General features: G+C 61.2%; 11 protein-coding genes. 2 read left to right on the forward strand and 9 right to left on the reverse strand.

Annotation, left to right across the window (positions count from 1 at the left end):
- Window positions 1-30: 30 nt before the first annotated feature.
- Genes purL through purS form a run of 3 tightly spaced genes read right to left on the reverse strand, consistent with a single transcriptional unit; the run spans window position 31 to window position 3280 of the window.
- Entirely contained in the window at window positions 31-2340 is a 2310-nt protein-coding gene (purL, locus tag L8V22_RS02110) for a phosphoribosylformylglycinamidine synthase subunit PurL (RefSeq protein WP_238801982.1), read from the reverse strand.
- A 13-nt stretch (window positions 2341-2353) separates the two neighbouring features.
- On the reverse strand, window positions 2354-3037 hold the full coding sequence (gene purQ, locus L8V22_RS02115; protein WP_238801983.1) for a phosphoribosylformylglycinamidine synthase subunit PurQ: 684 nt from the start codon (window positions 3035-3037) through the stop codon (window positions 2354-2356).
- Window positions 3038-3280, reverse strand: a complete 243-nt coding sequence (gene purS / locus L8V22_RS02120; RefSeq protein WP_238801984.1) for a phosphoribosylformylglycinamidine synthase subunit PurS — start codon at window positions 3278-3280, stop codon at window positions 3038-3040.
- Window positions 3281-3513: 233 nt separating this feature from the next.
- Between purS and L8V22_RS02125 the strand changes: the two genes are divergently transcribed.
- Complete coding sequence (locus L8V22_RS02125; RefSeq protein WP_269966382.1) at window positions 3514-6279, forward strand: ExeM/NucH family extracellular endonuclease; 2766 nt, start codon at window positions 3514-3516, stop codon at window positions 6277-6279.
- A gap of 212 nt (window positions 6280-6491) precedes the next feature.
- Here L8V22_RS02125 and L8V22_RS02130 read toward each other — a convergent pair whose 3' ends face one another.
- From L8V22_RS02130 to purD, 5 genes are all read right to left on the reverse strand, one after another.
- Window positions 6492-7175 carry a DUF2334 domain-containing protein gene (locus L8V22_RS02130; protein ID WP_238801986.1) on the reverse strand — a complete coding sequence of 228 codons (684 nt, stop codon included), beginning with the start codon at window positions 7173-7175 and terminating at the stop codon, window positions 6492-6494.
- Window positions 7176-7231: 56 nt separating this feature from the next.
- Window positions 7232-9355, reverse strand: a complete 2124-nt coding sequence (locus tag L8V22_RS02135) for a S9 family peptidase (RefSeq protein WP_238801987.1) — start codon at window positions 9353-9355, stop codon at window positions 7232-7234.
- Window positions 9356-9407: 52 nt separating this feature from the next.
- The gene (locus L8V22_RS02140) at window positions 9408-10301 is read right to left on the reverse strand and encodes a phosphoribosylaminoimidazolesuccinocarboxamide synthase (RefSeq protein ID WP_238801988.1); all 894 of its coding nucleotides are present in this window, start codon (window positions 10299-10301) and stop codon (window positions 9408-9410) included.
- Between the two features lie 134 nt (window positions 10302-10435).
- Entirely contained in the window at window positions 10436-11866 is a 1431-nt protein-coding gene (gene purB, locus L8V22_RS02145) for an adenylosuccinate lyase (RefSeq protein ID WP_023019883.1), read from the reverse strand.
- 41 nt (window positions 11867-11907) lie between these two features.
- Complete coding sequence (gene purD, locus L8V22_RS02150; RefSeq protein WP_238801989.1) at window positions 11908-13182, reverse strand: phosphoribosylamine--glycine ligase; 1275 nt, start codon at window positions 13180-13182, stop codon at window positions 11908-11910.
- Window positions 13183-13217: 35 nt separating this feature from the next.
- Between purD and L8V22_RS02155 the strand changes: the two genes are divergently transcribed.
- The gene (locus tag L8V22_RS02155; RefSeq protein ID WP_238801990.1) at window positions 13218-13646 is read left to right on the forward strand and encodes an HIT family protein; all 429 of its coding nucleotides are present in this window, start codon (window positions 13218-13220) and stop codon (window positions 13644-13646) included.
- Here the strand turns inward: L8V22_RS02155 and L8V22_RS02160 are convergent.
- Window positions 13643-15148 (reverse strand): sensor histidine kinase, encoded by a 1506-nt coding sequence (locus L8V22_RS02160; protein WP_238801991.1) that lies wholly within the window; start codon window positions 15146-15148, stop codon window positions 13643-13645. The genes L8V22_RS02155 and L8V22_RS02160 overlap by 4 nt on opposite strands.
- Between the last annotated feature and the right edge of the window lies 1 nt (window position 15149).

A 15149-nucleotide genomic window follows, 5' to 3' on the forward strand; every position in this document is an offset into this window, starting at 1 on the left:
TTGGTTGTGTGTGTCCAACGCCGGGAGTTTTTACTCCACCACGGAGTTAGCACCCACAGCATGGTCAAAGAGGTCCGGCAGGGTGGCGGACCAGGCGGAGACCAACTGGGAGATGGCGACGGACTCGCCGCCGAGGGTAAGGGCGCCGGTTTCGGTGGTCTCACCCACGATGGCGGCTGGGATGCCCAGCTCGCCGGCGCGGGCAAGCACCTGGTCGGTGCGGTCGGCGGTGGTGGCCACGAGCACACGGGAGGCGGACTCGGAGAAGGCGGCGACGAACTCGTCCTCGTGGACTGCGGAAAGGTCCAGGTTGAGGCCGAGACCGGCGCCGTCGGCAGTCGCACCAGCGCGCTTAGCCATCTCGAAAGCAGCCACTGCTAGGCCGCCCTCGGACAGGTCGTGCGCGGCGGTGAGCAGCTCATTGCCATGGAAGAACTCAGCCAGGCGCTTCTCGTTGGCCATATCCACCTGCGGCGGCAAGCCATTGAGGGAGGAAGCATCGGAAGTATCGGCGCTGACCTGCTGCCAGATGGAGCCACCGAACTCGTCCTTGGTCTCACCGAGGGCGATAAGTATTTCCTTTTCGTCCACGGTGCCCAGCTCGTTGCCAATGGCCTTGTGGACGTCATCGATAACGCCCAGCACGCCGACCACCGGGGTGGGCAGGATGGGCTCGCTGCCCGTTTGGTTGTAAAAGGACACGTTACCGCCGGAAACGGGGATGGAAAGCTCGACGGCAGCATCTGCAAGCCCATGCACCGACTCGCGGAATTGCCACATCACGTCCGGGTTTTCCGGGGAACCGTAGTTCAAGCAGTTGGTAATCGCGACGGGCTTCGCACCGGTGACGGCGACGTTGCGATAAGCCTCCGCCAGCGCGAGGCGGGCGCCCATATTCGGATCCAGCTTGGTGTAACGGCCGGAAGCATCGGCAGAAACGGCCACGCCGCGGCCGGTCTCCTCATCGATGCGCAGCACACCGGCATCCGCATGGTGGGACTGGACGGTATTGCCGCGCACGTAGCGGTCATACTGGTTCATGATGAAGTCGCGCGAGCACAGCGCCGGGGAGGACACGAGCTTCTGCAGGGACTCAACCAGGCCGCGCTTGTCGGTGCCCTGGTACTTCTGCAGCTCGTCCTGCCACTCCGGGCGAGCATAGGGGCGCTCGTACACCGGGGCCTCATCCGCGATGGTGCCGGCCGGGGCATCCACGACTACCTCGCCGCGATGGCGGATGACCAAGTGGTTGCCCTCGGTGACCTCGCCGATTTCGGCACAGGTAACGTCCCAGTGCTCACAGATTTCGCGGAACTTCGCCACGTTCTCCGGGGCCACAACGGCGCACATGCGCTCCTGAGACTCGGAGGCGAGGATCTCCGCCGCGGTCATGTCCTTCGCACGCAGCGGCACATTATCGAGGTTGACCTCCATGCCGCCATCGCCGGCCGCTGCCAGCTCCGAGGTGGCACAGGCCAAGCCCGCACCGCCAAGATCCTGGATGCCCACGACCACGCCGGCGTGGTAGAGGTCCAGGCAGCACTCGATGAGGACCTTCTCCGCGAAGGGGTCGCCTACCTGTACGGCCGGCAGCTTGCGCTCGGCACCGTCCTCGAAGGTATCGGAGGCCAACACGGATACGCCACCGATACCGTCCAAGCCGGTGCGGGAGCCGAAGAGCATGACCTTATTGCCCTTGCCGGACGCAAAGGCCAGCTTCAGGTCCTCCACCTTGAGGGTGCCCACGCACAGCGCGTTTACCAGCGGGTTACCCGCGTAGGTCTCATCAAAGACGGTCTCACCGCCAATATTGGGAAGCCCCAGGGAGTTGCCGTAGCCGCCAATGCCGGAGACCACGCCGGGCAGGACGCGCTTGGTATCGGGGGCATCGGCAGGCCCAAAGCGCAGCTGGTCCATCACGGCAATCGGGCGAGCACCCATCGCCATGATGTCGCGCACGATGCCACCCACGCCGGTGGCCGCACCCTGGTACGGCTCCACATAGGAGGGGTGATTGTGGGACTCCACGCGGAAGGTCACCGCGTTGCCGTCTCCGATGTCCACCACGCCGGCGTTCTCACCGATGCCGGCGAGGATCTTCTCCCCCATCTCCTCGGTCATGGTCTCGCCAAAATAACGCAGGTGCGTCTTGGAGGACTTATAGGAGCAGTGCTCGGACCACATAACGGAGTACATGGTCAGCTCCGCATCGGTAGGGCGGCGGCCCAAAATATCGTGGATGCGCTGGTACTCGTCATCCTTCAGTCCGAGCTCCGCGTAGGGCTGCTGCTCATCCGGGGTGGACTGTGCCTTTTCTACGGTGTCATTATGAACGGTCATTAAAGTGGCCTCCTTAAACCGCCGGCGTTTGGGCGACGGCCTTGATGGCGGATACGAAAAGTCCCAGTCCGTCGGTGGATGGGCCGGTCAGCGTGTCAATGGCGTGCTCTGGGTGCGGCATGAGGCCCACAATGCGGCCAGATTCATCGCTGACACCGGCAATGCCGTTGACAGAGCCGTTGTAATTATCGGTATAGCGGAAGACCACGCGGCCCTCGCCCTCGATGCGGGCAATGTCATCATCGCCGGCCTGGAAGCGGCCTTCACCGTGTTTGGCCGGCACCAGAATCTTCTGGTCTTGCTCAAACTCACTGGTCCACGCGGTAGTGGAATTGACCACCTCGAGGTAAGTATCGGTGCAGTGGAAATGCAGGCCCTTATTGCGGGTCAGCGCGCCCGGCAACAGGCCCGCCTCGGTCAAAATCTGGAAGCCATTGCAAATGCCAAGCACCGGCATGCCCTGCTTCGCACGGTCAATAACGGACTGCATTACCGGCGCCAGCGCGGAAATAGCGCCCGAACGCAGGTAGTCACCATAAGAAAAACCGCCCGGCACTACGACCGCATCCACGCCGTGCAGATCGGCATCTGCGTGCCAGAGGCTTTTCGCCTCTGCGCCGGCGGTGCGGGCAGCGCGAGCGGCATCCACATCATCCAGGGTTCCGGGGAAAGTGATTACTCCGATTGTTGCGGTCACTTACTTGACCTCCAGCCCAACAACCTCGTAATCCTCGATGACGGTATTGGCCAACAAGGTGGCGGCTACCTTATCTAGGTCTTCTGCGCTAACAGAGTCATCGACCTCGATTTCGAAGCGCTTTCCTTGACGCACATCGCTGACACCGGATACCCCGATGCGACCCAGCGCGCGGACGACGGCTTGGCCCTGCGGATCCAGAATCTCCGCCTTGGGCATGACATTGACAACTACACGAGCCATGAAAATATTTGCCTTACTGTATGGGGCTTTGGTCTGCGCGGCTTAGTTTAGTTGGCACCCCCGGCTTTTACCTAGACTCACCCCCGCAGTGTGGGTTTCACCCCGGTTGGGCAAACTCTACGTGAACCCCAAACAACGCTCTGGCAAACTCCGGCGTGCGCTCCAGCCTGCCCCGGCGCGGCGCTCTATTAATAGACATCGCTTACTGTCGCTCTCTTTTTAAGGTTGAATCTATGTCTTCTCGCCGCCTAGGCGCGCTGGCGCTCGCCACCGCGCTATCCTCTGCCGCCCTTGCCGTTCCCACTGCCACGGCTGCCACCGACGGTTCCGCCGCAGTCATCTCCGAGGTCTACGGGGGCGGTGGTAATAAGGGCGCTGCCTTCACCCACGACTTCATCGAGCTCTATAACCCCACCGATGCCCCGATTGACCTGACCGGCTATACCGTGGAGTATTTCTCCGCTTCCGGCAACACGGGCGGCAAGGTAGAGCTTTCCGGCACCATCGCCCCACATGGCTACTTTTTGGTGCAGGGAGCGGCCGGCAATGGTGCGGGCGATTCCCTGCCTGCCCCAGATGCCGAGGGCAGCCTCAATATGTCCGGTTCCAAGGGCTCCGTGCAGCTTGCCGACGCCACCGGAACCCCCATCGATGCCATCGGCTATGGCGCCGCTTCCCTCAAGGAAGGCACCGCTGCTGCGGGTCTGTCCAATGCTAAGTCCGCTTCCCGCGATGACAAGGGCACCGATACCGATGACAATGCCGCCGACTTCACCATTGGCGCTCCCACCCCGACTAATACCGGTAATGAGGCCCCCACCCCTCAGCCTGAGGATCCGGCCGAGCCCGAGCAGCCAGCTCCCGAAGGCGTGACCGCCATCGCGGATATCCAAGGCACCGGCACTGAATCCCCGCTCAAGGACCAGACCGTTGCCACCGAGGGCGTTGTCACCGGCGTGTGGAGTGAGGGCGGCCTTAATGGCTTCACCATCCAGACGGGCGGGACCGGCACCGAGGCTACCGATGCCTCCCAGGCCGTCTTCGTGTACATGGGTGATAAGCCGGCCGACCAGTACCCGGACCTCGAGGATTCCGTCGCGGTCACCGGCAAGGTCTCCGAGTTCTACGGTTCCACCCAAATCACCGCGGCCGAGGTCAAGCAGCTCGATACCCCGCTAGAGAAGGTCACCCCACTCAAGGTAGACAAGCTTCCCGATGGCAGCGAGGCTCGCGAGCCCTTCGAGCACATGCTCATCCAGCCAGGCGAGCACACCGTGACCAATAACTACTCCCTCAATCAGTCCGGCGAGATTGGCCTTGCCCCTGGCAAGGAAGCCTTCCGCCAGCCTTCCGATATCTTCTCCCCTTCCACGGATTCCAATTCCGATATCCAGAAGCTGACCAAGGACAACGCCGAGAAACTGGTCACCTTGGACGATGGCCGCACCCGCGACTACTTAAAGACCGACCAGAATACCCCGCTGCCATATATCGCCCAGGATGATGCCCACACCATCAAATCCGTGCGCACCACCGATACCGTCTCTTTCCAGCATCCTGTCATCGTGGGCTTTTCTCATGAGCAGTGGCGCTTCCAGCCCACCACCCCGGTTACCGGCAATACCAAGGGCACAGACCTGCCCATCTCTTGGGAGAACTCCCGCAAGGCTGAGCTGCACGCCATCGATGACGTCAAGGGCGAATACACCATCGGCGCCTTCAACGTTTTGAACTATTTCACCTCCCTGGGCGAGGAATTCGGCGGCAGTGCCTACACCGATCGCGAGGGCAATAAGGTCACCGTCAATCGCGGTAAGACCCGCGGTGCCTATACTCAATCCGCACTCGAAGACCAGGAACGCAAGATTGTCGCGGCCATCAACGGCCTCGATGCCGATGTCATCGGCCTTTCCGAAATCGAAGATGGCTACGCCGTCACCGGCGACTTTGCCCAGCGCGATAAGGCACTCAAGCATCTAACGGAAAAGCTCAACGAGGCCGCAGGATCCGAAAAGTGGGCCTTCGTTCCTTCCCCCTCTAAGGAGGCCGTACCGGATTCCCCGGATGTCATCCGCACCGCGTTTATCTACCACAAAGATGTGGTCAAGCCGGTCGGCGAATCCCGCATCTTCCAAGATGATCGCTTCACCGGCACTGCTCGCGAGCCCCTCGCCCAGGAATTCCAACCGCTAAAGGAGGGCGAGGAGTCCTTCGTTGCCGTAGCCAACCATTTCAAGTCCAAGGGCTCGGTGGCTAAGGGCGATGCCGATTCCGGCGATGGCCAGGGCAATAACCCAAACGTGCGCAACGCGCAGGCACAGGCCGTCCTCGATGCCCTCCACAAACAGGAAGACTGGAAGGATAAGCCGCTTTTCGCCCTGGGCGATTTCAATACCTATACCCACGAGACCGCGCTCGATGTCTTCCGCAACGATGGCTTTACCGTCCCCGCCGAAAAGTATGGCGCCGATACCTCCTACCAGTTCTCCGGCCTGCTTGGCACCCTCGACCACGTGCTGGCAAACGAGGTAGCCACCGGCACGCTTGACGACGCCCAAGTATGGAACATCAATGCCGACGAACCCGTCGCCTTCGAGTATTCCCGCCGCAACTACAACATCGTCGACTTCTACGATGACTCCCCGTTCCGCGCTTCTGACCATGACCCAGTCAAGGTCGGTTTCACCCTCGGCACGGACGACTCCGCCGGCCAGCCAGACGATCTTGCAGATGATCCGGCGGACAAGCCTTCCGATAAACCTTCCGATAAGCCAGAGGACAAGCCCTCAGAAAAGCCCGGTAAGCCTGGCTTCGGTTCCAACTCCAGCACTAGCTCTGTCGGCGCCGGTATCGCCGCTGCCATCGCGGCTATCGCCGGCCTCGTCGCCATCCCCGGCTTCCTGGCTGTGACCGGCAATCTCCAGAAGGCCATCCCAGCTCCCATTTGGGCCATGCTGCCGAAGGAAGTAAAGAACTTCATCACCAGCCTGCAGCGCTAACTGCCCACAGACGAAGACCCCGCTCGCTTTTGGGTAAATCCCAAGCGTGCGGGGTCTTATTTTTGGATTTCAACGATTTCGTCCATATATAACGCCTCCACCGTTGACGGAAATAGAGTTTTAGATGGACGAAATCGTGCTACCGGACATAGACACCACCAACCATCCCCGCCACGTTTGCTGGCAGAGCCTATGGCGAGGGAATGCGCTGACTACTTCGGCAGGAAGGCGCCATAATCTGCAGGGGTCGCCCCCGCGTTGATGGCGCGGTCGGCAGCTTTGACGAAGTCATAGATCACCTTGCGGTCATCTAGGTTGCGGCCGGATACGGACAGGCGGACGGTGTTGCCGCGCTGTGCGGAACGCTCCGCCGCGCGGATGATGTTCTTGCGCCACCACTTAGCTGAGCCAAAGCCCTCGCCAAAGGACAAGTTACGGGCTTGATGGAACTTGCCGGAGCTAATCTGCAAAATGCCGCGAGTAGAGGCGGCTACCTCAAACTGAAATTGTGGCAAGACCTGCAAAGTCCCCGGAGACATGCGCCAGCGCGGTGGCGCGAAAATTGTGGGCTCGAAGCCGATCTTGGCCATCTGGCGGGTAGCACCCGCGAGTCGCAGTTTTGCCTCGTGGGAGTCGAGATTAGCGAACTCTGCACGACGTCCCTGCACCGAGCGATCGAAACCGTTGAGGATGAGTATGCGGCCCGCATCGGCTTGGTCTCGGAGCCAGCTTTTGGTGTCTTTGTCTTTGGCAAGGTGCCAGTTGCCGTCGATATGCGGGGCAATAAGCAGGGAAACAGGAATCTCCTCTCGATCAAGGATCGAGAGGAGCCGGCTAGCCTGCTTCCGCGTGTCATCAAAGATGCTGGAGATAGATACCAGAAGGTGGCCATTCATAAGAAAAATTATCGCACAGGAATTCAGGATTCGCGCGCTGGCCCCCTATCCGGGTTTTACTTCTCCAGACCGGTGGCCTTATTAATCGTCCACGCATACTCGAAGGCGTTTTGGCGCCACTTTTCATAACGGCCGGACACTCCGCCGTGGCCTGCAGCCATTTCTGTCTTGAGCAGGAATTCGCCGCCGGTGGCCGTCGCCCGCAGCTGGGCAATCCACTTGGCCGGCTCGACGTAGAGCACGCGGGTGTCGTTAAGCGAGGTAATAGCCAGAATGTCTGGGTAGTCCTTGGCCTCAATATTCTCGTAAGGAGAGTAGGACTTCATATAGTCATAGACCTCAGAATTGTGGTACGGGTCGCCCCATTCCTCCCACTCAGGCACGGTAAGCGGCAGTTCCGGCATAAGGATAGAGGTCAGCGGATCCACGAACGGAACAACGGCTTGGATGGCGGTAAAGCGGTCAGGGGCCATATTGGCGATAGCACCCATGAGCATTCCGCCAGCCGAACCGCCCTCGGCCACCATTTGGTCTGCGGTGGTCACGCCGCGGGCGATGAGGTCATCGGCGACGTCGATGAAGTCGGTAAAAGTGTTCTTTTTCTTGAGCATTTTGCCATCGTCGTACCAAGTGCGGCCCATCTCGCCGCCTCCGCGCACATGGGCAACTGCAAAAATCATGCCGCGATCCATGAGAGACAGGCGGGTAACGGAGAAAGCCGGATCCACGCTGACCTCGTAGGAGCCATAGCCGTAGAGCAGGGTCGGGTTCGGCTGGGTGCGGTCAAGATCGGCGCGGTGGACAATGGAGACGGGGATGTCGGTGCCGTCGGCAGCCGTGGTCCACAGGCGATAAGCAACATAATCATCCGGGTTATAGCCGCCAGGAACCTCCTGCTCCTTAAGCAGGGTGTATTCGCCAGTATCCACGCGGTAATCGAAAAGCTGCGCGGGCTGGGTAAAGGACACATAACTTACGCGAAGCACCGGCGCGTCCCACTCCGGGTTACCAGATACGGACACGGTGAAGAGCTCCTCATTGAAGTTGAGCTCTTCGAACTCGCCAAAGCCGTCATTAATGCGCATGATGGCGGCACGGCCGATGCCACCGCGACGGTAACCCACCACAATTTGGTCGCGGTAAGTATCCACGCCCTCGATACGGGTGGTTTCCTTATGAGGCAGGAGCGCGGGCAGATCCCGAAGAGCGGGCAGGTCGCCTTCGGCCTTGGTATAGCCCACCTCGAAGTTGGGGCCGGTAGCATTGTGGGTGACTATCCAGTAGTCCTCGCCCTTGACGACGGCGTGATCAACGTCGTAATCCACGCCGGATTCACGCTCCCACAGCAGGCGGAATTCGCCCTCGGGGTTGTCCTCTTCGAGCACCCATACCTCAGAGGTCACCTTGGAGCTTATGCCAAGGAAGAGGTACTTATCAGAGCGGGCGCTGCCGATGCCGACGTTGAAGTGCTCGTCTTCTTCCTTAAACACCTGCACGTCCTCGGACTGCGCGGTGCCTACCTTGTGGCGCCAAATGGTATCGGGACGCCATGCATCGTCGACGGTGGTGTAGAAAATAAAGCCGTCTCCGGCCCAGGTAGCGCCATAGAAGATGCCCTCTAGGTGGTCGTCGAGAAGCTCGCCGGTCTCTAGGTCCTTAATGTAGAGCTCAAAGCGCTCATCGCCGGCAAAATCCACCGAATAGGCCAGGTAGCGGCCAGAATCAGAGATGGAGGCAGCACCGAGCGCGAAGAAGTCCTTCCCCTCGGCCAACGCGTTGGCGTCGAGGATAATCTCTTCACCGTCTGGGGTGCCTTCCTCAGGGATAATCGGGGCTGTCCAGGGATCAGAACCCTCCTCAACTGGAAGGCGGCAGGAATAGCCATAACTCTTACCCTCCTCAGTGCGACCGTAGTACCAGTAATCGCCGCGGCGGGAGGGCACGGACATATCAGTCTGTTTGATGCGGGACTTAATCTCCTGGAAGATATTCTCCGTCATCTCCTCCAAGTGCGCGGTCTTCGCCTTGGTGTAATCATTTTCGGCGTTGAGGTAATCCAGAGTTTCCTGGGATTCCTTATCGCGCAGCCACTCGTAGTTATCCACGAACTCCCGGCCGTGGAAGGAACGGGTCACGGGGTGGACGGCGGCTACGGGGGCGGAAAGATTCTCGTTGCTCATGCCGTCCCACTGTACGCGTGGCACCCCGTGGTGCGGGAACTTCGGCGGGGAGTTAGTCCTCGGGCGAGAGGAAATCAGCGAAATGCTTGCCGGACAGCCGCTCGTAGGCCTCGATGTAGCGCAGTCGGGTGGCGGAAACGACGTCTTCAGGAAGCTCGGGTGGGGTGCCGTCTGCGGCTTGGTCCCATCCGGAGGCGTCGGAAGTAAGCCAGTTGCGCACGTACTGCTTGTCGAAGGAAGGCTGAACCTCGCCCTCGACATAAGAATCTGCAGGCCAGTAGCGAGAAGAATCCGGGGTGAGGACCTCATCGGCCAACACGAGCGTGCCATCTTGATCGAGGCCGAACTCAAACTTGGTATCGGCGAGGATGATGCCCTTTTCCTCCGCAAGCGCGGCGGCCGTGGAATAGATGCGCAAGGTGGCCGCGCGTAGCTCCTCGGCGCGCTCGGCGCCTAGCTTGTCCACCACGTAGTCGAAGGACACGTTCTCATCGTGCTCGCCCTGCTCCGCCTTGGTGGCCGGGGTGAAGATGGGCCCGGGCAGGCGGGAAGCCTCCACGAGGCCATCTGGCAGCTCGATGCCGCACACGGTGCCGTTGGCCTTGTACTCCTTCAAACCGGAACCGGTGAGAAAGCCGCGGGCCACGCACTCGAAGGGCAGCATGTCCAGCTTTTTTACAACCATCGCGCGGCCGAGGCACTCGGCAGGAATGCGCTCATCATCGAGAGGACCGGCGAGGTGGTTGGGAAAATCGATGGAATCGAAGAAGAACTTCGAGGTCGCGGTCAGCACGCGACCTTTATCCGGGATGGCCGGCTCTAAGGCGTGGTCGTAGGCGGAGATGCGGTCAGAGACCACCATCAGCAGGGTGTTCTCGTCTACATCGTAGATATCGCGGACCTTGCCGGAGGCAAGATGGGTATATGAAGAAAGCTCAGGACGCATGGCTTTCATTCTAGCGCCCAGGGGTAGCGAGTAGGTTTCGATCAATTAAGCTCCGAATTCCGCGCGGAATTCGGAGCTTAATTGATCGAATTGCGAAGGGGGCTGGAAATGCGAAGGGAACCGGAAAATGCGAACTAGAGAATTTCGCCCGGGGTATAGGCGGCGGCCTTGGGGTGCTCGCCTACCAAGGCGTTAATGCGGTTGAGCACCTGGTTGACCTGGGACTCGGCGGCGCCGATGAAGGCGTGCTTATCGGCCAGGGCGGCTTCGAGGTCGGACTCGTCCATGGGCAGGCGGTCATCGGCTGCAAGGCGCTGGACCAAGTCCTGCTCGCCGCCGTTTTCGCGCATATTGAGCGCGACAGCCACGGCGTTTTCCTTGATGACCTCGTGGGCGGTCTCGCGCCCTACGCCGGCACGCACGGCCGCCATCAGGATGCGGGTGGTAGCCAGGAAGGGCAGGTAGCGCTCTAGCTCGCGGTCGATCATGGCGGGGAAGGCGCCGAACTCATCGAGGACGGTGAGGAAGGTTTCGAATTGGCCGTCGAGGGCAAAAAAGGCGTCGGGAAGCGCGACGCGGCGGACGACGGAGCAGAAGACATCGCCTTCGTTCCACTGCTGGCCGGCCAGGTCTGCGGCCATGGTGAGGTAACCACGGAGGATGACCTGCAGGCCGCCGACGCGCTCGCAGGAGCGGGCGTTCATCTTGTGCGGCATAGCAGAAGAGCCGACCTGGCCTTCCTTGAAGCCTTCGGTGACGGTCTCGTTGCCGGCCATCAGGCGGATGGTAGTGGCCAACGAGGACGGGGCGGCGCCGAGCTCCACCAGAGCGGAGATGGCATCGAAGTCCAGGGAGCGTGGGTAGACCTGGCCCACGGAGTTGAAGATGCGGTGGAAGCCCAGGTAATCCGCAATGGCGGTCTCTAGGGAGGCAAGTTTGTCTTCGGAGCCGCCCATAAGGTCGAGCATGTCCTGGGAAGTGCCCATCGGGCCCTTAATCCCGCGCAGCGGGTAGCGCGCAAGAAGGTCTTCGACGCGCTCGATGGCCAGCAGCATCTCATCGCCGGCCGTAGCAAAACGCTTGCCCAGGGTGGTGGCCTGCGCGGCCACGTTGTGGGAACGGCCGGCCATGACCAAGGACTGGTATTCGGCGGCGTGACGGCCGATGCGGGAGACCACGGCAATGGCCTTATCGCGGATGATCTCCAGTGAGGTGTGGATCTGCAGCTGTTCCACGTTCTCGGTGAGATCGCGGCTGGTCATCCCCTTATGAATGTGCTCGTAGCCGGCCAGCGCATTGAACTCCTCAATGCGGGCCTTTACATCGTGGCGGGTGACGCGCTCGCGCTCCGCGATGGACTCGAGGTTCACGTCTTCCACCACGGCCTCGTAGGCATCGATGGCTTTGGAGGGGATGTCTACGCCCAGATCCTTCTGGGCGCGCATGACCGCGATCCAGAGCTTGCGCTCCAGGATGATTTTATGCTCCGGGCTCCAAATATTGGACAGCTCTGCGGAGGCATAGCGGGAGGACAGGACGTTGGAAATCTTCTTCTTTTCAGCCACGTGGCTATTATTCCATGCCTGCCCCACCGCAGGGCGAAAGGTTAGAGAGAAATCTCACCGTCTTCTGCGCGCTTGCCGATGTCCCGGCGCACCAAGCTGCCCGCAAACTCGATGTCATCGACGGTGGCGTAGGCGTCGGCACGTGCCTCGGCCAGCGTGGAGCCCTTGCCCAGCACGCTAAGCACACGGCCGCCCGCGGTGCGGTAGGCCCCGTCGGTGTGAACGGTGCCGGCGTGCAGGACGCGTTGCGGATCATCCAGCGCAGCTCCGGAGATGGCATCGCCCTTGCGCGGGGAGGCCGGGTAGCCTTCGGCCGCCATGACTACGATAACGGCGAAGCCATCCTCCCATTCCAGCGGCGCGAGCTCGGCCAGGGTGCCAGTCGCGGTGGCGTGGAGGGCCTCGGCTAGTGGCGACTTGAGAAGGGAAAGCACGGCCTGGGTCTCTGGATCGCCGAAGCGGCAGTTGAACTCGACTACGGCCGGGCCCTCTTCGCCCCACGCCAAGCCGGCATAAAGCAGGCCGGAATATGGGGTGCCGCGGCGCACCATCTCCTTGGCCACAGGGGCGCAGACCTCGTCCACGATGCGCTGCACGCCCTCCTCCGGCAGCCACGGCAACGGGGTGTACGCACCCATGCCGCCGGTATTGGGGCCTTCGTCGTTGTCATAGGCGCGCTTGTGGTCTTGAGCTGGCAGCAGCGGGACGACGGTCTCGCCGTCGACCAAGCAGAAAAGCGAAATTTCAGGTCCATCGAGGAAAGACTCCAGCAGCACCGGATTGCCGGCGGCAAGGACGGCGTCTACGTGAGCGCGGGCAGCGGCACGGTCCGCGGTGACCACCACGCCCTTGCCACCGGCAAGGCCATCGTCTTTGACCACGAACTGCGGGCCGAAGCGGTCGAGCGCGGCCTCAATCTCTTCCTCGGCCGCACCTGGGCGTAGCTGTTCCGCGCGAGCGGTCTTGACTCCTGCCGCCTCCATGACGTCTTTGGCAAAGGCCTTGGATCCCTCGATCTGGGCTGCTTTCTTGTTAGGTCCGAAGACCGCGATGCCGGCGGCGCGCAGGGCATCTGCCACACCAGCAACGAGCGGTACCTCGGGGCCGATGACGACGAGATCGGCGGCGATATCCCGGGCCAGTTCTACCATGCGATCCACGTCATCTACCTGGGAGTATTCCGGGTGGACCGTGGCGAGATCAGACATAGCCGCGCTGCCTGGCGCGGCGTGGATTTCGGTGCTCTTCGGGTCGGCGGACAGGCCCTTGACAAGGGCGTGTTCACGGCCGCCCGAACCAATTACGAGAATGCGCATGCCCACCATCATAACCAGCGGGTAGCCTGGCACACATGGCTTCTGTATTTAGCAAGATCATTAATGGTGAACTACCCGCTCGCTTTGTCTACCGCGATGAGACCTGCGTGGCTTTCCTCTCCATCGAGCCGCTGCGCTACGGCCACACCCTGGTCGTGCCCATCGAGGAAGTAGATAAGTGGACCGACCTGGATCCGCAGACCTGGGCCCACCTCAACGAGGTCGCCCTGGAAATCGGCGGTGCCATCAAGACCGCGTTTGATACTCCACGCACCGGCTATATCATCGCCGGATTCGATGTCCCGCACACCCACATCCACCTCTTCCCCACCGAGAAGATGGAAGAGTATGACTTTGCCAAGGCCTTCGACGCCGATGCTACCGACGATGCCGCAATGGATGAGGCTGCTGCCCGCATCCGCCAGCACCTTGGATGCAACGAGGAAGGCTTCAGGGAGGACTAGGACTCTGAGGGGGCGTCGGCAAGCGCGGGCAGGCGCACCGTAAAGGTGGTGCCGCGGCCAAGCTCGGAGTCGACGCTAATGCTGCCATCGTGCTGCTCCACCAAGGAGTGAACGATGGCCAGGCCCAGACCGGAGCCGCCGGTATCGCGGGTGCGCGAAGTATCCGCGCGATAAAAACGCTCGAAGATATGCGCCGCGTCTTCCTGAGACATGCCCTTACCGTCATCGCTGACATCAACCAACACGTCATCGGCCTCGCGGCGCAGGCGCAGCGTCACCGTGGCATCCTCGCCGCCGTGGCGGATGCCATTGGTCACTAGGTTGAGCAGCACCTGGTGGAGGCGGCTGGCATCGCCGTTTACCACCGGAATAGATTTGGCGTCATTGGCTACCTTAATCTCGCGGCCGGGGAAGGCCGCCCGGGCGGAAGAGCCCACAGACAGGGCCAGCTCCAGCAAATCCACCGGATGAAGGTCGAGGCGTGTGCCCTCGGCGCGGGTGAGGGCTAGCAAGTCCTCCACCAGCAGGGACATACGCTTGGATTCATCATCGATCTTGGAAAAGACGAGATCCACGTCCTTGGTAGCACCGGAGCGATAAAGCTCGGTATAGCCGCGCAGGCTAGTAAGCGGCGTGCGCAGCTCATGCGAGGCATCGCCGACAAAGCGACGCATCTGTTCCTCTTTTTCCTGTGCGCGCACGACGGAGCGCTGCAGCTGCCCCAGCATGATATTGAGCGCAGCAGCCAACTGGCCTACCTCGGTGTGCAGCGGCCACTTGGGCACACGCTTGTCTAGATCGCCTGCCGCGATTTCCGACGCCGTCTTTTCCACCACCCGCAGCGGCCGCAACGCCCTACGGATAAACCAGAAACCCACGGCCGCAATGGCGGCTAGGGCGATGGCGGCGATGGTTACCTGCACCATGGCCAGGCCATGCAAAATTTCCTTTTCATGGGTCATATCCTTGGCGATGACCGTGATGATGCCATTCGAATCCGCAAAAGCGAGGGCACGCCATTTGGTGTTGTTCTCGATGGAACCAACGGTGGTGGGATAACCGCCGAGCGGAATATTCTCCGCGTTCGGGGTGGTCGAAGACGGCCCCGAATAGCGGATGGTGCCATTGGGAAGGTAGTTCAGCACCACGTATTCAGTAGGCGGCCGCTTAGTGTGATCACCGATAAAGAAGTCATTGCTGATATCGCGCGCCCACGTGGTCGAGGCGCTGCGCAGCTCATCATCAACATTGTTGATGAGCACATTGCGCATAATGGAATTCACCGCGAAGGATGAACCTGTAATGCCGAGTCCGGAGACCACGACGAGGAGGATGACCAGCCATGTACGCAGCGGCATTGCTTGCGGAATCTGGGAAAAAATCCGCCGCTTGGAGGACGTGTTCTCCCCTTCGTCTTGGCCCAGGCCCTCATGCCACATGGACTGCGGGCGCGCCGCCGCCGGCGCAGGTGCCTGGTCCTGGGTCTCCTGTGAATCTTCCATT

It is taken from the genome of Corynebacterium yonathiae (assembly GCF_027570195.1).
Classification (GTDB): domain Bacteria; phylum Actinomycetota; class Actinomycetes; order Mycobacteriales; family Mycobacteriaceae; genus Corynebacterium; species Corynebacterium yonathiae.